Source organism: Chitinophagales bacterium, from assembly GCA_017303835.1.
Classification (GTDB): domain Bacteria; phylum Bacteroidota; class Bacteroidia; order Chitinophagales; family Chitinophagaceae; genus JAFLBI01.
Genome location: JAFLBI010000001.1, coordinates 235,183 through 255,934, shown reverse-complemented (window position 1 = coordinate 255,934; position 20,752 = coordinate 235,183). Strand labels below are relative to the sequence as shown.

General features: G+C 42.8%; 19 protein-coding genes. 2 read left to right on the top strand and 17 right to left on the bottom strand.

All coding sequences use genetic code 11. The features are described from left to right. On the bottom strand, positions 1 to 1,410 hold the full coding sequence (locus J0L83_01175; protein ID MBN8663158.1) for an anthranilate synthase component I family protein: 1,410 nt from the start codon (positions 1,408 to 1,410) through the stop codon (positions 1 to 3). Positions 1,411 to 1,700: 290 nt separating this feature from the next. Between J0L83_01175 and J0L83_01170 the strand changes: the two genes are divergently transcribed. Next, positions 1,701 to 2,165, top strand: coding sequence for a DUF2147 domain-containing protein (locus J0L83_01170; protein MBN8663157.1), 465 nt, complete (start codon positions 1,701 to 1,703; stop codon positions 2,163 to 2,165). 74 nt (positions 2,166 to 2,239) lie between these two features. On the opposite strand, the gene J0L83_01165 is transcribed toward J0L83_01170, so the two are convergent. From J0L83_01165 to J0L83_01130, 8 genes are all read right to left on the bottom strand, one after another. Continuing rightward, positions 2,240 to 3,238, bottom strand: coding sequence for a hypothetical protein (locus J0L83_01165; GenBank protein ID MBN8663156.1), 999 nt, complete (start codon positions 3,236 to 3,238; stop codon positions 2,240 to 2,242). A gap of 82 nt (positions 3,239 to 3,320) precedes the next feature. After that, positions 3,321 to 4,451, bottom strand: a complete 1,131-nt coding sequence (hisB, locus tag J0L83_01160) for a bifunctional histidinol-phosphatase/imidazoleglycerol-phosphate dehydratase HisB (protein ID MBN8663155.1) — start codon at positions 4,449 to 4,451, stop codon at positions 3,321 to 3,323. Then, positions 4,451 to 4,858, bottom strand: a complete 408-nt coding sequence (locus tag J0L83_01155) for a cytochrome c (protein MBN8663154.1) — start codon at positions 4,856 to 4,858, stop codon at positions 4,451 to 4,453. The genes hisB and J0L83_01155 overlap by 1 nt, the downstream gene beginning before the upstream one ends. Before the next feature lie 9 nt (positions 4,859 to 4,867). Beyond that, complete coding sequence (locus J0L83_01150) at positions 4,868 to 6,103, bottom strand: PQQ-dependent sugar dehydrogenase (GenBank protein ID MBN8663153.1); 1,236 nt, start codon at positions 6,101 to 6,103, stop codon at positions 4,868 to 4,870. 28 nt (positions 6,104 to 6,131) lie between these two features. Then, positions 6,132 to 7,205: a histidinol-phosphate transaminase gene (gene hisC, locus J0L83_01145; protein ID MBN8663152.1), complete on the bottom strand. Its 1,074-nt coding sequence runs from the start codon at positions 7,203 to 7,205 to the stop codon at positions 6,132 to 6,134. Positions 7,206 to 7,236: 31 nt separating this feature from the next. Then, positions 7,237 to 7,608, bottom strand: a complete 372-nt coding sequence (locus tag J0L83_01140) for a four helix bundle protein (GenBank protein ID MBN8663151.1) — start codon at positions 7,606 to 7,608, stop codon at positions 7,237 to 7,239. Between the two features lie 23 nt (positions 7,609 to 7,631). Beyond that, positions 7,632 to 8,924, bottom strand: a complete 1,293-nt coding sequence (hisD, locus tag J0L83_01135) for a histidinol dehydrogenase (GenBank protein MBN8663150.1) — start codon at positions 8,922 to 8,924, stop codon at positions 7,632 to 7,634. Between the two features lie 4 nt (positions 8,925 to 8,928). Further along, positions 8,929 to 9,798, bottom strand: a complete 870-nt coding sequence (locus J0L83_01130) for an ATP phosphoribosyltransferase (GenBank protein MBN8663149.1) — start codon at positions 9,796 to 9,798, stop codon at positions 8,929 to 8,931. A 229-nt stretch (positions 9,799 to 10,027) separates the two neighbouring features. Here J0L83_01130 and J0L83_01125 point away from each other — a divergent pair, with 229 nt between their 5' ends. Then, positions 10,028 to 12,448 (top strand): prolyl oligopeptidase family serine peptidase, encoded by a 2,421-nt coding sequence (locus tag J0L83_01125; GenBank protein ID MBN8663148.1) that lies wholly within the window; start codon positions 10,028 to 10,030, stop codon positions 12,446 to 12,448. A gap of 35 nt (positions 12,449 to 12,483) precedes the next feature. On the opposite strand, the gene J0L83_01120 is transcribed toward J0L83_01125, so the two are convergent. From J0L83_01120 to J0L83_01085, 8 genes are all read right to left on the bottom strand, one after another. Next, positions 12,484 to 12,948 (bottom strand): DNA-binding protein, encoded by a 465-nt coding sequence (locus tag J0L83_01120; GenBank protein MBN8663147.1) that lies wholly within the window; start codon positions 12,946 to 12,948, stop codon positions 12,484 to 12,486. Position 12,949: 1 nt separating this feature from the next. Further along, entirely contained in the window at positions 12,950 to 13,759 is an 810-nt protein-coding gene (locus tag J0L83_01115; GenBank protein MBN8663146.1) for a glycosyltransferase family 2 protein, read from the bottom strand. 1 nt (position 13,760) lies between these two features. Then, positions 13,761 to 14,756 carry a glycosyltransferase gene (locus J0L83_01110; GenBank protein MBN8663145.1) on the bottom strand — a complete coding sequence of 332 codons (996 nt, stop codon included), beginning with the start codon at positions 14,754 to 14,756 and terminating at the stop codon, positions 13,761 to 13,763. Next, complete coding sequence (locus tag J0L83_01105) at positions 14,740 to 16,782, bottom strand: glycosyltransferase family 2 protein (protein MBN8663144.1); 2,043 nt, start codon at positions 16,780 to 16,782, stop codon at positions 14,740 to 14,742. Before J0L83_01105 ends, J0L83_01110 begins: the two co-directional genes overlap by 17 nt. A gap of 1 nt (position 16,783) precedes the next feature. Further along, the gene (locus J0L83_01100) at positions 16,784 to 18,013 is read right to left on the bottom strand and encodes an ATP-binding cassette domain-containing protein (GenBank protein MBN8663143.1); all 1,230 of its coding nucleotides are present in this window, start codon (positions 18,011 to 18,013) and stop codon (positions 16,784 to 16,786) included. Positions 18,014 to 18,017: 4 nt separating this feature from the next. Further along, positions 18,018 to 18,866, bottom strand: a complete 849-nt coding sequence (locus J0L83_01095) for an ABC transporter permease (protein MBN8663142.1) — start codon at positions 18,864 to 18,866, stop codon at positions 18,018 to 18,020. A gap of 81 nt (positions 18,867 to 18,947) precedes the next feature. Beyond that, positions 18,948 to 19,424, bottom strand: a complete 477-nt coding sequence (locus tag J0L83_01090; GenBank protein MBN8663141.1) for a hypothetical protein — start codon at positions 19,422 to 19,424, stop codon at positions 18,948 to 18,950. Between the two features lie 55 nt (positions 19,425 to 19,479). After that, on the bottom strand, positions 19,480 to 20,706 hold the full coding sequence (locus tag J0L83_01085) for a TCR/Tet family MFS transporter (GenBank protein ID MBN8663140.1): 1,227 nt from the start codon (positions 20,704 to 20,706) through the stop codon (positions 19,480 to 19,482). Between the last annotated feature and the right edge of the window lie 46 nt (positions 20,707 to 20,752).

Here is a 20,752-nt window from a genome sequence, read left to right as displayed (position 1 = left end):
TTAAATAGTTGTTGCCAGCTGAATGGCTGTTTTCAGGGCATTGAGTTTGTTGTTCACTTCTTGTAATTCAGACTGGGGCTTACTAGCAGCCACTACACCAGCACCAGCTTGATAGAACAAAGTATTATCCTTACTTAAGAAGGTGCGAATCAAAATGGCATGGTTGCAAGTACCATCAAAACCCATAAAGCCCAATGCACCACCGTAATAACTTCTCTTGGTTGGCTCCAGCTCATCAATCAATTGCATGGCTCGAAACTTTGGCGCGCCACTCAATGTGCCTGCCGGAAATGTTGTTGCCAACACTTGAAATGCATTTGCATCAGGTTTGAGCACGCCAGTCACTTCGCTCACCAAATGAATCACATGGCTATAGTATTGTACTTCCTTATAATGGGTTACGGTTACATCCTGACAAAAATGGCTTAGATCATTTCTTGCTAAATCCACCAACATCACATGCTCTGCATTTTCCTTAGCATCTTCTAACAAGCGTGCAGCTGCTTGCTGATCAACCGCATCATCCCCTGTTCTTTTGAAAGTACCTGCAATCGGATGCACTGTTGCTTTACCATCACGAATGATGAGTTGCGATTCAGGCGATGAACCCATCAACTTATAATCACCATAATCAAAGAAGAAGAGGTATGGCGAAGGATTCACGCTGCGCAAAGCTCGATACACATTAAACTCGTCACCGATGAATCCCTGCTGAAAACGTCGGCTCAACACAATCTGAAATACATCACCTCTATGGCAATGACGAATGCCGGCTTCCACCATAGCGATGTATTCCGCATCGGTGAGATTACTGCTTTCACCATCTTTTGTTTGAAAAGGATACACAGGCACATCCTTACTACGAATCAATGACTCCACAGCAGCCACATCACCTTCCAATCCTTTGATTTGGTTTTCCATCAAATAAAGCTCATCCTTGAAATGGTTGATGGCAATCACATATTGATACAAACGGTAACGCAATTGCGGAATCTGCACACCTGACTTTTCTCTTAATGAGATCGTATCAAAACCGGCAATCGTATCAAAACCAGTATAGCCAAACAGACCTTGTGCTGTGGCAGCCACTTTTTCAGTGGGCGGCATGGCTTCAAAGCGACTCATAAACTCCGTTAAAGCAGCAGTTAGGTCTTGCGGCTGCTTCAGTTGGATAGATTCCGGTTTTTGTGCAGGCAGTTTATACTCTATTTTTTGCGCGCTGCTCAACTCAATGCCGGCAATTGCATTGATACAAATAAAGGAATAGCTGTTTTCCGCTGCATGGTGATCTGTACTTTCCAAGAGGATGGTATCACGGTATTTATCGCGCAGGCGCAGGTAAATACCTACCGGTGTGTACACATCGGCCAGCATTTTCTTTACGCTTGTAATAATCTGAATCTTTTTCATGTTCTGCCTTGTTCGAATACAATAAAAAAGCCCCGACGATAGCGTCGGGGCCTATATTTTGCTAGTACTGGCAATGCCATTACAATCCCCGACCGAGGTTTGTATGCCACCACCAATGCTTATTAATCTGAATTTTCATGTGTTGCAATATTACGGCATCCCACAATACAACCAAAAGGTTTTTTTAAGCGCCTTTTTTATGGCCGATATAGCCGTTGGCAATATACTATTGGCTTTTTCTTAGCGTTTTAGTCATGAAATTTGAAACAAAGCGATTAGATATGCCCAAAATGAAAAAACTATTCCTGTTCTCCATCAGCAGTATGCTGGTTTTACTGATGATCACAGCATTTACCCTGATCAATAACCCGGACGCTATGATTGGTTACTGGCGCACTGGCGATGGTAAAGCCATTGTTCAAGTATATAAGCAGGAGGACAAATATTTTGGCAAGATTGTGTGGCTGGCTGAGCCCAACGATCCAGAAACTGGTAAGCCAAAACTGGATAAGAAAAATGAAGAGGAGAAACTGCGCACCCGCCCTATCCTGGGTATGGTGAACCTGCGCGACTTCAAATTCATCAAGAAAGGTGTTTGGGAAGAAGGCAAAATCTATGATCCCAAGAGCGGTAATGACTATAGCTGCGAAATCAAGATGACGGATGAGAACACTTTAGAAGTACGCGGCTATGTGGGTATTTCCATGTTTGGCAGAACAGATACCTGGAAGCGCCAGCGCATGAAGAATCAATAAGCGTTCAGTAGTAAGTACGAAATAAAAAATCCCCTCCTATTGACAAGAGGGGATTTTTGTATGCATTAGGTTCATTACAAACTCACCAAATTCAAGCTCACATTAAAGAAGAATGTATTGGCAAAACTTGGTTTATACAGTTCATCTTTTTCTTTACCATCATATTTGCTCACTTCTACGAAACGGCCATTCGCACGTAAACCAGCTTGCAGGCTGATCCACCAGAAACCGGATAAGCTTCTTTCCCAAGTAATTCGTGGCTTGATTTCGCCTCGTTGCACAAAATGCGTATGTCCACCACTATACTTGGCATACTGGTTACCTTCCAACTCATAGCCCATATGTATCATAGATTTAGGGCTGAAGTTTCTTCTGAATTGTACACGTGCAGGAAAAATTGCTTCCACACCCCAACGCTCGTTGAAGTTGCGGTTATACATCAGCACCGGAATATGCAATACACGGCCCATGCGATAGGTTCTGGCTACACCTATACCCCACATCAGGTCTTCATTGGGTTTCCATCCGTAAATAGCTGTTCCACTCACCGTAACAGCACGCATGTCAGCTTTTTTAAAATCATCTGTAATCAAGTTGGCATCACCCGTAACCTGAAACAAGAGAAAACGTTTTTCATTCAAAGGCTTGAAAATGGTTGCATTCAATCCGGCACTGTGCATGCCATAACTACCAAGCTGTTGTGTCAGATCCAAGGTATTGGGATTATCTGCACGATAGCCAGTGCGCCAGTAAGTGGCACCCAGGTTGATGATGAGGTTGTTCTTGGAGATCACCGGATTGTTTACTGCGATACGCAAACCACCAGCCGAAGCCAGATTCACCGTATTGGGATTAATTCTTAAACTGGGATTGCTATACTCAGCAGCACCCTGAAACTCGTAACCAATAGAAATGAATCTGTTGGGGATTGCACTGGGAATTTTCTGTGTGGCAAAACGCTTTACCGGTGTTTTATCAATGTCTTCAAACTGAAAAGCAGGGGCGCTTGTGTCAGTTTGCGCATACAGTAAGCCCGATAGCATCAGCAGGCCCATCGTTAGGGGTAACTTCATTGCAGTTGATTTTACGGGCACAAATTGCGGCATTTTTAGCGCTTTCAGGCCCAATCAACCCCCATTTTTACAACCACTGTGTTTAAAGCACCCCCTTGGTACTGGGCAAATGGTTGCTGAAAGGGTCACGTTTTACCGCCATGCGGATGGCTTTTGCAAATGCTTTGAAGATAGCTTCAATCTTGTGGTGCTCATTATCGCCTTTGCAGCTGATATTCAGATTGCATTTGGCAGCATCGCTGAAAGACTTGAAGAAATGGAAAAACATTTCCGTAGGCATTTCACCAATTTTCTCGCGCTTGAATTCGGCATCCCAAACCAACCAATTGCGTCCACCAAAATCAATCAGCACTTTGGCTTCCGCTTCATCCATAGGCAAAGCAAATCCATAGCGCTCCATGCCACGTTTATCGCTTAGTGCTTTGGCGAATGCTTCTCCTAAAGCAATGCCAGTGTCTTCAATGGTGTGGTGTTCATCAATATGCAGATCACCTTTGGTGGTGATGTTGAGGTCTAACTTACCATGACGGGCAATCTGATCGAGCATGTGGTCAAAGAAACCTAATCCGGTTTGTATTGCTGAGCGGCCGCTGCCATCCAGATTCAACGACACATGAATTTGGGTTTCATGTGTATTGCGCTCGTGTGCTACTTTACGTAAACCAAGTTTGAGGAAACTATAGACCGCTTTCCAGTCATTGGTTTCAAAAGCAATCACATCTGCAAATGCTGTGCGATGTTCATCCGACAGAGGGTGTAATTCTGAAACGAAATAAATCGCCTTGCAACCAAGGTTTTTCGCCAGTTGAATATCAGACCAGCGATCACCAATGACGTATGAGTTGGCCAGATCAAACTTTTCTTGATCGAAGAAATGCTGCAGTAATCCTGTACCTGGTTTGCGTGTTGGAGCATTGTCGACAGCAAAAGTTCTATCGATGATCATTTCATCAAACACAAACCCTTCGCCTTCCAGTGTTCGCGTCATCAAGTTATGATAAGGCCAAAATGCTTCTTCAGGATAGGAAGCCGTACCCAATCCATCTTGATTGGTCACCATCACTTTGTAATAATCCATATCCGCAGCAATAGCTGCGAGGGTACTGATGGCACTGGGCACAAAGCTGGTTTTCTCCAGACTATCTACTTGAAAATCTGTTGGTGGTTCCTGCAGTACAACACCATCTCTGTCTATAAACAATACAGGTTTCATTACTTGATTTTAGCACGCTGGGCTTTTACCTCAGCAGGTGTGATAGCAGATGCTTTGTTACCAAAACTGTTTCTGATATAAGTAAGTACATCAGCAATTTGCTGATCGTTCATGTGTGCAAATGATGCCATGGGATTAAAATACTCTTCACCATTCACTTCCAAAGGTTCATTCAATCCTTTCAACACGATACCAATCAATCTTGCTTTATCGCCAGTTACATAATCTGTTTTACCCAGTGGCGGCGTCATTCGAGGCGCGCCTGCGCCATCTGCCTGGTGGCACGACATACAATATTGTGCATACAATGCTTTACCTCTTGTAATGCTGGCTGCATTCGGCGTTTGCATACTTTGGAATACAATACCAATTGTAAGCAGACTTAAAACAACAATCAACTTGCGCATTAGACGAATTTATTTTGCTGAATAACTGATTTTCCAAACATAGCCCTTAGCATCATCTGATACATAGAGCGAACCATCAGGACCCATTGCCAATCCGCAAGGGCGATGCATAGCATCTCTTGGATTAGACACTTTACCCTTTCCAGTAAAACCGTCAGCAAAGATTTCCCAATCGCCTGTAGGTTGACCATTTTTCATTGGCACAAATACCACATAGAAACCTTCCTGTACTTGTGGATTTCTATTCCAACTACCATGAAAGGCGATGAATGCACCGTTACGATATTTCTCAGGAAACTGATTACCTGTATAGAATAACAAAGCGTTTGGTGCTAAATGACCGGGAAAACCCACCAAAGGTTTGATCGCATCTGGCGCACCTTCTTTTTTACCGTCGCCTCCATATTCTGGTGAAAGAATTTTCTTATTCTGGAATGGATCCCAATACACATAAGGCCAGCCGGCGTTATCGCCCTGCTTCACCATGTAAAAGGTTTCTGCAGGTAATTCAGCACCCGCTTTTGCATCATAGAGTTCAGGGAAATGTTGATACAACATATCGCGACCGTGTACCGTCACAAATAATTCATTCACTTCCGTATTCCAGTCCAACCCTACTACATTGCGCAAACCAGTTGCATAGCGAACCCCTTCCGCATAGCTCTGCTCCAATTTATCAGCACGGAATTTCCAAATACCGCCAGCTGAATCCAAAATCGGACAAGGCATCATGCCTTTAGAACCTTGCATTCGATCGCGCTCCTGACAAACATTGGAAGGCGCACCAATATTCACGTACAAGTTCCCTTTAGGATCAATAGCTATTGACTTTGATGCGTGCTGGCGTTTGTCGACCAATCCATACACCACACGCTCTGGCTGGTCAGGATTGATAATATTATTCGCTGCATCTAACTGATAACGAAACACAGCCGAGTTAGAAGATGCGTAGAGATAATTCTTGTACAAGGCAATACCTGTGCCAATATAGTTACCGAAAGCTAGTGTGTCTTCATACACCCCATCTTTATCGGCATCACGCAGGCGAAGAATGCCTTTGCCGTAACGCAGGTTTTCTAATTTCAAATACAGATCACCGTTATTGTGTACAGCAATATGGCGCACACGGCCCTTGTCTTTGGTAATATTGGTGATAGCAAATCCTTTAGGCAATTGAATATCTGCCTGCTGTGCAGATGCCTGCAAAGTGATTAGACTAATCAGTGATACGATAATTTTTCTCATTTGCTTTATTTAAGGGGTCACAAATTACTTATTCTGCTACAAATCCTTTTGTTGCCAGCCATTCCACCAGAGCATCCACCAAGATTGTATTCTCTTTTTCAGTACCAATGGTGATGCGGAGACAGTCTTCACATAATTGCACATTGCTTCTATCGCGCAATACAATACCCTTGGTCAACAGGAATTCGTACACTTTTCTTGCTTCTGCTATTTTCACGAGCAAAAAATTGGCATCAGATGGATATACCGTTTCCACTGTCGGCATTTGCTCAAACACTTCTTTCAAAGCCTCGCGCATAGCCACCAATTCCTTGATCATATCATTCACCTGCCCTACTTCTTCCAATGCTTTCAGCACTAGGTCTTGCGTAGCTTGATTGATATTATAAGGTGGCTTCACTTTATTCATCACCTCAATAATCTCTTCTGAAGCGAAAGCCATACCCAAACGCAATGCCGCTAAACCCCATGCTTTACTCAATGTTTGCAGTACCACCAGATTGGGATATTCCGTGAGTTCCTGCACAAAGCTTTTCTGTCTTGAAAAGTTGATATACGCTTCATCAATCACCACAATACCGCTAAAATTATTCAGCACCGTTTCAATATCCGTTCTGTTCAATGCATTACCTGTTGGATTATTGGGCGAGCAGAGCCAGATGATTTTGGTATTGGCATCTGTCAGTTGTTCCAGGTGTGCGAGATTCAATTGAAAATCTGGTAACAGCGGCGCCTTTCTTACTTCCACGTCATTGATGTTGGCACTTACTTCATACATGCCATAAGTGGGCGGACAAATCACCACATTATCTTTACCTGGCTCACAAAAGCAGCGGAATAAAATATCAATACACTCATCGCTGCCATTACCCAGAAAAATATGCTTTGCATCAATACCTTTTATCTGGCTTAGCGCCACTTTTACCTGCTGCTGATGCGGATCGGGATAACGGTTATACCATTTTGGCAATGGCGAGCCCAGACTATTCTCATTGGCATCGAGGAATACTTTTGCTTCGCCGGAGAATTCGTCACGAGCAGACGAATACGGAGTGAGCTGTTTAATATTAGGTCTAGTTAATTTATGTAGATCGAATCTCATGGTAAAGAATTTAGAAGTTAGTAGTTAGAAGCTAGCCAATACTACTACTTTGCATTTTTTGAATATACACTTCCAGCATTTTGGACACCTCTTCCAATAAATGCATTTGATGATCATCAACAGTATAAGCAAGATCCTTTGCGAGTATCATAAAGTAAGTACACTCTTCAATAGAGCCTTGAGCAATATTAAAAAACCGCATCTTCTCTGGCTTTGTTTTCTTTTTATATCCTTCAGCAATATTTGCAGCGATTGAGATTGCAGCCTTTCTAAATTGAGGAACCAGCACAAACTGCTCTTCTTTTGGAAAATTCTTTGTCATAGTATATACGGCAAGCACAAATTGATGTGCTTTTTGCCATACAATTAACTCTCGAAAGCTCTTTGTTGAAGTAACACTCATTGAAAATTAATTTATATGAAAAGCTAACTACTAGCTTCTAAATGCTGTCTTCTAATAATCACCGCTCTCGCATGCGCATCCAAACCTTCTGCTTCTGCCATTAATCGCACTGTTTCAGCAATATTGTTCAAGCCTTGCTGACTCAACTGCTGATACGTAATCTTCTTCACAAAAGCATCTACACTCACACCGCTATAGGCATGCGCAAAACCATTGGTCGGTAAAGTATGGTTGGTACCACTGGCATAGTCGCCCACACTCTCAGGTGAATAATGACCAATGAAAACAGAACCTGCATTCACAATCTGTTCTGCAACTTCTGCTGCATTGTCCATCGCTATAATCAGGTGCTCAGCTGCATAAGCATTCACCAAGGCGATAGCTTCTTCAATATCTGGCAGATACACTGCTCTGCTATGCTCCAATGCTTTTGCAGCCAATGCTTTTCTAGGCAATGCTTCCAATTGCTTGGCTACAGCATCTAGTACACGTGGTATCATCTGCTGATCGTTAGACACCAATAATACCTGACTATCCGCACCATGTTCTGCCTGACTTAATAAATCAGCAGCCACAAAATCCGGATTGGCACTGGCATCTGCAAGTACACAAACTTCACTAGGGCCTGCAGGCATATCAATAGCCAAACCTTCCATCTGAACTAATTGTTTGGCACAAGTGACATATTGATTACCTGGACCAAAAATCTTATACACTTTAGGTACAGTTCTGGTGCCATAAGCCATTGCCGCAATCGCTTGTACACCACCAATCTTGTAGATATGTGTTACACCTACCAACTTGGCAGCATAAATGATCGCTGGGTGTAGCTGCCCGTTCTTATCTGGCGGAGAACAAAGCACGATTCTTTTACATCCTGCTAAGTGCGCAGGAATACCCAGCATCAATACGGTAGAGAACAAAGGTGCTGTACCACCAGGAATATAGATGCCCACTGTTTCAATGCCTACTGATTTACGCCAACAACGCACACCTGGCATAGTTTCTATTACAGATGGTGCTTGTAATTGCGCTTGGTGGAAAGTGGTGATATTTTCTGCTGCTGTTTGAATCGCTGTTTTCAACTCATGTGATAAAGCCGCTTCGGCTTCAATCAATTCATTCTCATCAAACGCAAAATCTTTTAGGAGAACACCATCAAATTTTTCTGTGTATTCAATGATTGCTTCATCTCCTCTTGCACGCACATCATCCAATACTGTGCGCACGGTAGCACGCAAAGCCGTATCATCCATCACAGGTCTTGCGAGGATGGAAGCCCATTCTTGCTGCTTTGGCTGTTCAAATATTTTCATACAACTAGATGATCATTTTTTCAATCGGCACCACCAAAATACCTTGTGCACCTGCCGCTTTCAATTGCTCAATAATATCCCAGAATTCATTTTCGTTCAACACGCTGTGTACACTACTCCAGCCGGGCTCAGCCAAAGGCAATACAGTAGGGCTCTTCATACCGGGTAATAACGAAATAATCTGCTGGAGGTTCTCATTAGGCGCATTCAGCAAGATGTATTTATTGTTTTTCGCTTTCTTCACAGCCTGCATACGGAATATGAGTCGGGCCAGCAGCTGTTCCTGCGCTTCAGTAAGTTGTTGATTCTTGATCAATACTGCTTGAGATTGCAGAATTGTTTCCACTTCTTTCAATCCATTCATGAACAAGGTAGAACCACTGCTCACTAAATCACAAATAGCATCGGCCAATCCAATCCCTGGCGCAATTTCTACGCTACCACTGATTTCATGGATTTCAGCGCTAACACCTTGCTCTTTCAAAAAAGCTTGGGTGATCACCGGATAAGAAGTGGCAATCTTCTTACCCTCCAGGTATTGCACATTAGGATAAGCTTCCCCTTTTCTTACAGCTATGCTCAATCGGCATTTGCCAAAGCCCAGATTTTCTGCAACAGCTACTTTCTTCTGCTTTTCATACACTACATTCTCTCCAACAAAACCAATATCTGCAACACCATCTTCCACGTATTGAGGAATATCATCATCACGCAGGAAGAAAAGCTCCAGCGGAAAATTGCTCGCCTCTGCCTTCAACTTGTTTACTCCATTTGAGATATCCACCCCACATTCCTTCAACAAACGAATAGAATCATCGTGTAAACGACCTGATTTCTGAATAGCCAGTCTGAGTTTTACCTGTTCATTGCGCATAGTGTTCGATTGAACGTAAAAAAATAGGGCTCACCATTGGTAAGCCCTGTGATACAATCAGATACGCATACAGCATCGGCCTACCGCTTGGGTAAGATATGATGATGATGGATATGTGCCTGATTGAACATGCCACAAAAATAGGTGAAATAGCTTACCCACAAAATTTTATCAGTGGTTTCGGTGCGCAAGGAACAGTACTTATCTTCCACAACTTAAATTAATTGCCATGAGACGCATTCCCCGTTTACTTACTGTATGGATGTTCGGATTGATCAGCATGGGTGCATTTGCACAGGATGCTATCGGTTATCAAACACCTCCACAGGTAATATCAGATTTGTTATTAGCCAAACCAACGCCTGCTGTAAGCATTGACGACAAAGCACACTGGATGTTGTTGATAGAAAGAAACAGCTATCCAACAGTGGAAGAATTGGGACAGCCCGAAGCACGAATTGCAGGTCTGCGTATTAATCCCATGAACTTTTCTCCCAGCAGACAGACTTACATCAACAATTTCTCGCTGAAAAATATCAAGGAGAATACTACTATACAAGTAAAAGGATTGCCTGCTGGCATGTTGGCTAGTCAGCCATCCTGGAACCCTTCTCAAACCAAGATCGCATTCACGAATTCAACTGGCAGTCGTGTTGACTTATATGTTATCGATGTTGCTACTCAAACAGCAAAAAAAGTAAACCAACAACCATTGAATACCGTATTGGGTGGTGCTTATTCTTGGGTTGATGACAATACACTCTTGTATAAAACTACATTACAACCTGCTTCTGCAGCACCAAAGCGTCCGATTACACCAAAAGGACCAGCCATGCAGGAGAACTATGGCAAAGCAGCGCCTATTAGAACCTATCAAGACTTGATCAAGAGTCCTTACGATGAGCAGTTTTTTGAATTCCTCGCTACCGCACAGCTTGTCAAGAATGTGAATGGTGTTGAAACCAAGATTGGTAAACCTGCATTGTATACCATGACCAGTGTTTCTCCTGATAAAAATTATATGATGGTACGCACTATCCGTAAGCCATTCTCTTATCTAGTGCCTGCACAACAGTTTCCTTCTACGGTAAGTATTACAGACATGAATGGCAAAACTGTAAAAGTATTGGCCGAGTTGCCTTCAGGCGAAGGTGCACCTTCAGGATTTGACAATGTACAAGATGTAGTGCGTGGTTTCGACTGGCGCGATGATGCACCTGCAACCATTACATGGTGCAAGCCTTTGGACAGCGGCATGATCAGAAGCAAGGTAGAATTCCATGATGCAGTGTATGCACTCAGTGCACCTTTCACTGGTGAAGCCAAAGAACTCTTCAAAACACAGTGGCGCTTCCGTGGTATCAACTGGGGTAATGAATCCTTGGCTTTAGTAAGCGAAGGCTTATCCGGCAGACAAAGGGCACGTATCCATAAGTATAACCCATCTACTGGTGCGTTGGAGCTGATGTTGGAAAGAGCTACAACAGATGCATACAGCGATCCTGGTCAACCTTATACTTCCAGAAATAAATGGGGCAGATCAGTAGTAACCCCTGTTGAAAATGGCAGCAAGCTGCTGATGATCAACAATACCGGTTCATCTCCTAAAGGCGATCTGCCTTTCTTGGCAAAATTTGATTTAACAACCAAGCAAAGTGAGATCATCTGGCGCTGCGCGGAGGGACAGTTTGAGTCTATCGTGGATATTCTGGATGCGGATAGATTAACACTGGTTACCAGAAGAGAAACGCAAAAAGATGTACCCAATTACTATATCAAGGATTTGAAAGCAAGAATTGCTGACAGAGCATTAACAAACTTCAGCAATCCATATCCTGCATTAGAAGGTATTACCAAAGAAAAAATCAAGTATAAGCGTGCGGATGGTGTTGACCTAACTGGCGATTTATACTTACCTAAAGGATATGATCCCAAAAAAGACGGCCCACTGCCTGTTTTCATGTGGGCTTATCCAAGAGAGTTCAACTCTGCTGCTGATGCTGCTCAGGTGAGAGGCTCTAAGGATCGCTTTACGACAATCAGTTGGGGCGGACCAGTATTCTGGGTAACGCAAGGTTATGCGGTATTAGACAATGCAGAAATGCCTATCGTAGCGACCAGTGCTGATAAAAAACCAAATGATGATTTCATTCAGCAGCTGAAATTGAATGCAGAAGCAGCGATCAATAAATTGGCAGAACTTGGTGTTGGTGATAAGAATCGTGTAGCTGTTGGCGGACATAGCTATGGCGCTTTCATGACTGCACACTTACTCTCACACACCAACTTATTCAAAGCAGGTATTGCCCGCAGCGGTGCCTACAACCGTTCACTGACTCCATTTGGTTTCCAGAACGAAGACAGAACCTACTGGCAAGCGCCAAACTTATATTTCGATATGAGTCCGTTCAGCTATGCCAATAAAATCAAAACACCCATTTTGTTGATACACGGCGAGATGGATGATAATCAGGGTACCTTCCCTATCCAAAGTGAGCGTTTCTACAATGCCATTAAAGGTCATGGTGGCACATCACGCTATATTGTACTGCCTTACGAAGCGCATGGCTATAGAGGCAAGGAAAACCTGTTGCACATGTTGTGGGAACAACACCAGTGGTTAGAGAAATATGTAAAGAATGCGAAATAGCATGAAAAAGCCCCGAAGATTCTGTCGGGGCTTTTTTATTCTTTTGTCTTGATTTGTAATTCCTTCCAGGGTGTTGATCCATCAACAGCTCTTTCAAAAACATGTTTCGAGGAAGTCTGAATCACCATTTCTGCGGTTGTGTAAACAGTACAGCCCTCCAGTAGATGCCCACCAATGGTCTTTCCTGTACTATCGGCTATAGTGATATGCAAATGACTCCCGTTAATAGATACCGTACCATTAAGACTCAAAATTTCAAAATGCCCACTACCTTTTGCGCCGGTTTCCTGATTGGCAAATCGGATATGGTAATCGGTGAGGCTACCCACTGAGGATGCAACCCAACCTGCTTCAATATGATGCTGTACAACGTACTCCTGAATAGATTTCAGCAAATCCTGCCCAGGCTTAAGCCGAAATGCATGTGTATTGGATGGCTGCTGCATAGTTGTACAAGCATTAGATAAGGTGAGTAATAAAATGGCAATGATTTGCTTCATATCAGACGAAAATAAGCTTCCAGTATAAATATACTTGATATGGATAAGCATTACCTCCTTTGAAACGGTACTTGAATATGTGATAGGTGTTTCTCGCAAACTCTCGCAGAAATATGTAGCTTCTTTGAAGGCGATCAATCATGCTTTGTTGCTGGTGCTTTCGATAGAAATAAGCATGTGCTCCAATGATTGCCTGAAACCTGTTTTCAATTGTACCTATTCTCCATGGATGAATAACAACCGCATCACGCATAAATAATACTTTGCTTTGCTGCATCAGCCTGATATAGATATCCTCATCTTCGAGACAGGGAATAACGAAAGCTTCATCAAAACCACCAATTTGATCAAATAATGTCTTGCGCACTGCAATATTGGCCGACCAAAAATTACCACCATCAATATTAATGGGCGCCTGTTGATCATAGCGAGTTCGAAGTTCAGTACCCACAACAGCACCTTCTACTGCACCAATATCGTCACTGATTGACTGGAACAATTTAGCATATGTCTGAATCAGGTTATTGTATGCCATGCAATCATCGTCTATAAAGACCAACCACTGACCTGTTGCTGCGGCAGCGCCACGATTTCTGTTTGCGGCCGGACCAGTAGCAGGCCCTTTCACCCATTTGGCGAAAGGAAAGTCGCTTGATACCAGATGCTCAGCTGAATCATGTCCATCATCGCTCACAATCACTTCATACAAGGCTGTATCAGCTTGCTGCACTTTCGGCGCAAGCGATGCTAAACAGTAACTGAGTTGCTGATGACGATTGCAGGTTGGTATGATAACAGAAATCAGTGACACATCAATGCATTTTATACCTGATCAGGTATTTGATATACAATTTAAACACCCATTGGAATGTTTCCCAATTATGGTGCATATTCCAGGCACCTTTCGCCTGTACCAATGCTGCTTTGGGGTCTTTATAATGGTGATACACTTTATGTGAAATCTTCGCAAAGTAAATAGAAAAGTTTCTCCTTGCCTGATCACTCAGATAGTCACGAATATCAGCAGGCAGATAATGAGCGATTGTCTTAATAACCTGATTGATATCACGAATATTTTGTCCGCTCAGGAAAGACCTGCTGGTGATATTGCTTGTGTGAATACGATAACGGGCAAGATACTTAGGCGAATGTGCTACATCATAGTAAGCAGCAATCCTTACCCACATTTCCCAATCCTCTCCATAGTGAACACCAAAAAAACTGCCCAATTGTTCATACACAGATCGCTTCACCACCATAGCAGGCGGCTGCACACGTTGACCTACTGCAATTTTTTCCAGCCAATTATCTAAAACTCCAGTCTCAGTTGATAATGGCTTTTCTACCCAGAGTTCCTTACTTTCTTCATCTACGTATATAAAATCAGTAAACGCAGCTCCAACTGTGGGGTGTTCATCAAACAAGGATGCTATCACGCGATAAAATCCATCCACCACAAAATCATCCCCATGCAATATGTGGACATAATGCCCTTTTGCGCGATTAATACATGTTTCAAAATTGCGCAGACTTCCACTATTTTCAGCCTGACGATAATAGCCAACCCTTCCTTTACCAATATTTGCTATCAACGCAGCAACATCACCGTCTGTGCTAGCATCATCAATTACTTCAATCTGCATTTCTGCCTCTGGCAAAGCCTGCGACAATACAGATTGAATGGTATGACCGAGATATTCAATGCAGTTATAAGCAGGTATCATTACCGAGAATAATGGTCGGTGCACACCTGCTTCAACAGGTGCAATCACTGGCGGCTGTTGTGGCGTTCTAGTCTGCTGTTGCATTAATCTGATAATATTTTTTCCAATGATCTTTACCCTGTTCAGCTAGGACAAGCTGCGCTTCACTCAAAGTAGGCATTAACTTCGCATATACTTTTTGCACTGTTTCAAACATAAGCAATGTATTTGTTGAAGCGCTTTGCCCATGTTTTCGGTAACGCGCAATCAGGCGATCATGCTGATACGCAGGATAATGTTGCGCTATCCGCAGATACAAATCATAATCTTCGCTTCCACTCAGTTGACTATCATAGGCAAACGCAAAAAAGACTGCCCTCCTATACATTGCCACAGACTGTAATCCAATAAAATTACCAAGCAATAAATCATCAAAGAAATGAGTTGTTTTCGTATTGCATATATGCCCATCAATATCTTCATTAGCTTCATTGATTGGTGTATATCCTCCGCAAACCATCACTGCATCTCTGTAATACGTAAAGAAATACAGATTCAGTTCAATGGCGTTTTCATACAAAAGATCATCTGCATCCAAAAAGACCAAATAATCGCCTCTACTATGCGCCACACCAATATTTCTGGCAATACTCACGCCGGCATTAGGTATTGACACATACTTTACCTGTGGGTATGCTGCACATACTTCAGAAGTATTGTCTGTGGATCCATCATTTACCACAATAATTTCAATATGCGCATAGGTTTGCCTTAATACGCTATCGATAGCTGACTGCAAAAACCTTCCTTGATTGAAACAAGGAATTATCACGGAGACCAAACTGTCCGGCTTTACTTCGGCAGGTGTACTTAATTGTTCAGGGAAAAGCAGTGGATCATTTTGCAATTTGCCTTTGTGTTCCTGAAAAAAACGCCATCCCGAATAAGCGCCACTGATCTCCTGCCAAAGTAGAAAGGGATTTTCCCGAACCTGAAAACTCAATATCTTCCAAATTCGCTTGAGATAAAATTCAGGTATGTATTTAAAGACACGCTTGAGATTGCCTTCATGTCCGTAACGCTCATGTTGAATCAATAGTGAACTCACCTGACCGCGCATATAACTAAAGAGCTGTTTAGATAAGCTCTCCATCGTATCTCTATGCTGATGCGATACATACAAAGCAGGATCATAATAACAAGCCCACCCCTCAGCAAGTATTCGATACCACATTTCAGAATCGCCACTACAACCTGAAGCACCAACATCCAGTCGCTCATCAAAATACCCTGCCAATTGAAAAGCTGCTTTACGAAAAGCCATATTGGCACCAGCGCCAATATCCCATACCGGAACACCATAGGGCAGTTTGGCTAGAAAATAGTTTCGATCAAATAAAACAGGCTTATAGCCTTTATTAAATCCCCACTGCTTTTCAAATATGAATTGCGCTTTTGTCTTGAGTGCATGCGGAATGACCAAACCTGTAACAGCCATGATTTGCGGATGATGAAAAGCTTCACGCAATTTGGTTATCCAGTTATTAGGCACCAGCACATCATCATCTGTATACGCAATGATATCCCCTACAGCGGCCTGAGCACCTGTGTTTCGCGCAATATCCAAGCCCTTGCGGGGTTCCAGTACATAACGAACACCAGGGAACTGCGCCACTATATTTTGGCTTGCAGTATCATCCGGTGCATTGTCAACAATAATTAATTCAAAGTCTTGATCCGTACAAGCCAATATTTGTCTGATGCAAGTTGCCAGTTGCACAGGCCTGTTACGGGTACACACAACAACAGACAAAGATTCCCGCTTGCTTGTATGTTTATCAGGTAATAAAGTGTCTAATAATAAGCTTAGTGCTGTGGTCTGATTTTGTCGGAGCATAGAACGCCAATCTGCTCCTGTTTGCTTTATGGCAGCATGATAGTCCAATGCTGACGATACTGCGTTTATGACTTGCTCAATATCCGGTCTTGACTGTCCTGCTTCATACCAGATATGCCCAAGCGGCACCTGCTTCCACCAGAACAACAAATAGGCCGACTCATGCTTGGGAATAGATAATTCGCCTGCTTCTAAGAGCTGCACGTGATGTATATGATAAGGCTTGAATGCCATATCAGTGTCTGACTTGTTGTTGAAGAATCAAGGAAAAATCAGGATGTACCTGCCCCATCCATTTACCATACCATTCCGGTGCAGCTCCATTATCTGACACATCAAAAGAAACACAAGCTTCAAATGCATAAGCCAGTTGCTGGTTAGCATAAAAATTTACGGTAAGGTAATAAGAGCCGTCGTTAAGAAAATGTCCAGGGATAGTACAACGCCCTTCTATGGCAGAAGCCACTGTATCAAATGGATTAGACAATAATTCAAAAACACAAACACCATCCAGTGTAAACAACTGTATGCTTGCGTGTATACTACTTGTATAATCCGGCAGATACCAAGCACCAAAGTGAATATTCAAAGGGGTGGTTGTATCGATAATCTCTTTGTCTTGTTGATAAACAGGCATCACCGATACTGATGCAATCCTGAATAATTGATTGCCGGGAGCTTGATCTGGTGAAGGATAATGTTGCTCAAGAAACTGCACCTGCTCTCTTTTCAGGTAATTGGTAATCACATCATCCGGATCACCTTCATCCACCAATTTGCCCTTATGAAAACAAAATGCTCTATTACAAAGATTGCGGATGGTTTGCAGGTTATGGCTTACAAATAAAATGGTCTTACCCTCTTCGCGAGCAATACTATTCATCTTAGCCAAACATTTCTTCTGAAACTCGGTATCACCAACTGCGAGTACTTCATCCACAATCAAAATATCTGGATCGAGATGCGCTGCTACTGCAAATGCCAGTCGCACATACATTCCGCTGGAATAGCGTTTTACAGGAGTATCCAGAAATGCATCAGGCACACCAGAAAAGTCTACGATGGCATCGAAGCGATCTTTTACTTGTTGTGCATTCAGCCCAAGTATTTGTCCGTTCAGAAAAATATTCTCTCGCCCGGTTAAATCACCATGAAAGCCAGTACCCACTTCCAACAAACTGGCAATACGTCCGTTTCCCTTGATACTACCCTTGGTGGGCAGACTGATTCTGGATAAGATTTTCAACAAGGATGATTTACCTGCTCCATTCTTACCCACAAAACCGACGACTTCCCCAGCGCGTACTTCAAAATTCACATCTTGCAAAGCCCAAATACCATTTTGCTCACTTCGCTGCGCGGATCGAAACAATTGAAAAAAATCACGCTTAAATGAACCTGTTCCCCAAGTTCCCAGGCGATAGTATTTTGACAACCCTTCTGCTTTTAAAATAATACGCGACATAGTACTATAAGGTATCCAACACTTTAATCTCCAGCTTTTTGAATATGGTAATACCGACAAAACAAATCATGCTTACCATCAGCACACTGATCCAAACCCAATGCATATCAATAGCCTGTCCGGTGAGAAACACAGCTCTAAATCCTTCAATGGCAGTTGTCAAGGGGTTAAGGCGAAACAGCACCTGATATTCCTGCGGAATCATGGATGCAGGATAAACAACAGGTGCAGCAAACATGAAAAGGCGCAGGGCAAACTGAATCAGGTTATCTATATCTCTGTATCGCGCAGTTAATACACTAATGATCAATCCTATACCCACTGCAAAAAATGCAATCATTAACAAAAAGAAAATTAACCATAGTATGCCGTATACACTAATACTTATTTGCGGAAAGCTCCCTTGGTAAAACCCAAGCAGTATTAAAAAAAACAGGCATTGCATTAACCCTCTCACAGATGCAGTGATCACCGCACTAAACGGAATGATCAATCTTGGGAAATATACTTTATTGAAAATATGCGCATTGAAGATGAATGTGTACATCGTACCATTGAGGCAATCGGAGAAAAAATTCCAGATGATATAGCCTGATAAATAAAACAACAATGGAGGTGTACCATCGGTTGACAATCTGGCTACCCTGCTGAAAATGATGACATAGACCAATGTGGCCAGCAAAGGTTGTAACACTATCCATAAAGGACCAATCAAAGTTTGCTGATAGCTGGCAAGTAGATCGCGACGCACAAAACGGAGTATCAGGCCTTTTTTATAAAAAAGCTCTTTCAGCCCGAATCTGAACCATCCCTGATCCGGCTTAATTTCCCATTCAAACTGATTTGCCGTCAAAATCTTGATTTACTTGTACAAAACGTTTTTCAGGCGCAAAAATTGCCTGATTAACAGCACTTCAAGTCTGTAAATATGGGCTTAATGACCCCGCTTCCGGTGTTTATGAAAATGGTGCGTTTTCCCTGATTTTACAGAGCTAGCAGCAAGCTTCTGCCCTGCAGGCATTGGCGCTGGGCGATTCAGTACATATGCCAGTAAGCATAAAACAACGGAGAGAAAAATCACCACCCATTGCCAACCAAACTGTTCAGACAAAACCCAAAATGCAGCCATATTCAATAAAACAACCAGACAGGCGTCTATCAGCATCATGCTGCGATATCCCTGCTGCTTATAAGCAGTGAACACAGCCGCTGCCAAACTCAGCAAACCAATACCAATTGAAAAAATCCAGCCGGGTAGCTGATAATCTGAAAATGGTGTATGCTGTAACCAGGAAGTGGACAAATCCAATCTTCTTCCCGTAGGATCGCTGATTAGTAAAAAGCCTGTATATAGGCCAAAAGCACCAATCAATAACTGAATGGTAGTGGCAAGCTGTCGTACTGCTTTCATAGCTCAGGTTTTCTACTAAGCAACAGCATTTGAGCCTTACCTGCAATGACAATTATCAGGCCTTGCCTAGTTCTTTCTCATGCACTAAGGCGAAATATGCAATAACTGCACTAGCGAGCATAAGCACTGCACCTAGTATAAAAGGTGCTCCAGGAAAATAGACAGGGGCTGCTGTACTGGTAAAGAAGGCGAAAAGATTGGTCATGAGTGGAGGCCCGATAATGGACGTAGCACTCATCAAGCTGGTTAATGCACCTTGCAATTCTCCCTGTTCATTTTGCGGTACATGTCCGGTAATAATGGCCTGTAATGCAGGACCCGCAATACCACCAAGACAATAAGGTACCAGGAAGACAAATAACATCCAACTGGATGAAGCAAGACCAAACAATAACATTCCAAGTGCGTACAATAGCAGCCCAATATAGACACTGCGTTCATTTCCCAATCTAGGGTTTACATATCTAATCAATCCGCCTTGCACAGCTCCCACCAAAACACCTACCAAGCCTAGCGATAAACCAATCAGTTTCTCTGACCAATGAAACTTCTCAATCGTAAAGAAACTCCAGGTACTTTGTACAGCATGTGCTGCGATATAAATCAACACCAACGAACCAACCAAAGCACTTACGCCACTATATCTACGCAACAACAACAATGAGCCCAGCGGATTAGCACGCCTCCATTCAAATGGTCTTCTTTTTTCTTTAGGAAGCGACTCAGGCAGAATGAAATAACCGTACAACCAGTTCAGTAAGCAGAGTACAGCAGATACATAAAATGGAACACGTGTACCAATTTGGCCCAGAAAACCACCCAGAACCGGACCAATGATAAAGCCCACACCAAAAGCAGCACCTACCATGCCAAAATTCTTTGCCCGGTCTTCAGGAGAACTGATGTCTGCGATATAAGCGGTAGCAGTTGTAAAACTTGCGCCTGTAATACCTGCAATCATTCTTCCGATGAACAACCAAGTAATAGTTGGCGCAAAGGATAAGAGAATATAATCAATACCAAAACCAAACAAGGAGAACAAGAGTACCGAGCGCCTTCCATATTTATCACTGAGGTTACCAATCACTGGCGCAAAAATGAATTGCATGATGGCATAGGCGAAACCCAGCCAGCCACCATAACGAGATGCATCACTCACATTACCATGAATAAGCTCTTCAATCAATTTTGGCATTACAGGAATGATGAGTCCAAAGCCGGTTACATCAATCAGTAAGGTCACGAAAATAAATCCCAGGGCGGCCTGCTTTTTTCCTGTCATGGTGCATTATTGTAAGCCAAATGTTGGTTTTTTCAATAAAAGCACA

What these genes read in the sequence shown, in the direction of transcription:
- J0L83_01175 (MBN8663158.1), bottom strand. Translation starts at nt 1,410, where the DNA reads ATGAAAAAGATTCAGATTATTACAAGCGTAAAGAAAATGCTGGCCGAT.
- J0L83_01170 (MBN8663157.1), top strand. Translation starts at nt 1,701, where the DNA reads ATGAAAAAACTATTCCTGTTCTCCATCAGCAGTATGCTGGTTTTACTG.
- J0L83_01165 (MBN8663156.1), bottom strand. Translation starts at nt 3,238, where the DNA reads ATGAAGTTACCCCTAACGATGGGCCTGCTGATGCTATCGGGCTTACTG.
- hisB (MBN8663155.1), bottom strand. Translation starts at nt 4,451, where the DNA reads ATGAAACCTGTATTGTTTATAGACAGAGATGGTGTTGTACTGCAGGAA.
- J0L83_01155 (MBN8663154.1), bottom strand. Translation starts at nt 4,858, where the DNA reads ATGCGCAAGTTGATTGTTGTTTTAAGTCTGCTTACAATTGGTATTGTA.
- J0L83_01150 (MBN8663153.1), bottom strand. Translation starts at nt 6,103, where the DNA reads ATGAGAAAAATTATCGTATCACTGATTAGTCTAATCACTTTGCAGGCA.
- hisC (MBN8663152.1), bottom strand. Translation starts at nt 7,205, where the DNA reads ATGAGATTCGATCTACATAAATTAACTAGACCTAATATTAAACAGCTC.
- J0L83_01140 (MBN8663151.1), bottom strand. Translation starts at nt 7,608, where the DNA reads ATGAGTGTTACTTCAACAAAGAGCTTTCGAGAGTTAATTGTATGGCAA.
- hisD (MBN8663150.1), bottom strand. Translation starts at nt 8,924, where the DNA reads ATGAAAATATTTGAACAGCCAAAGCAGCAAGAATGGGCTTCCATCCTC.
- J0L83_01130 (MBN8663149.1), bottom strand. Translation starts at nt 9,798, where the DNA reads ATGCGCAATGAACAGGTAAAACTCAGACTGGCTATTCAGAAATCAGGT.
- J0L83_01125 (MBN8663148.1), top strand. Translation starts at nt 10,028, where the DNA reads ATGAGACGCATTCCCCGTTTACTTACTGTATGGATGTTCGGATTGATC.
- J0L83_01120 (MBN8663147.1), bottom strand. Translation starts at nt 12,948, where the DNA reads ATGAAGCAAATCATTGCCATTTTATTACTCACCTTATCTAATGCTTGT.
- J0L83_01110 (MBN8663145.1), bottom strand. Translation starts at nt 14,756, where the DNA reads ATGCAACAGCAGACTAGAACGCCACAACAGCCGCCAGTGATTGCACCT.
- J0L83_01105 (MBN8663144.1), bottom strand. Translation starts at nt 16,782, where the DNA reads ATGGCATTCAAGCCTTATCATATACATCACGTGCAGCTCTTAGAAGCA.
- J0L83_01100 (MBN8663143.1), bottom strand. Translation starts at nt 18,013, where the DNA reads ATGTCGCGTATTATTTTAAAAGCAGAAGGGTTGTCAAAATACTATCGC.
- J0L83_01090 (MBN8663141.1), bottom strand. Translation starts at nt 19,424, where the DNA reads ATGAAAGCAGTACGACAGCTTGCCACTACCATTCAGTTATTGATTGGT.
- J0L83_01085 (MBN8663140.1), bottom strand. Translation starts at nt 20,706, where the DNA reads ATGACAGGAAAAAAGCAGGCCGCCCTGGGATTTATTTTCGTGACCTTA.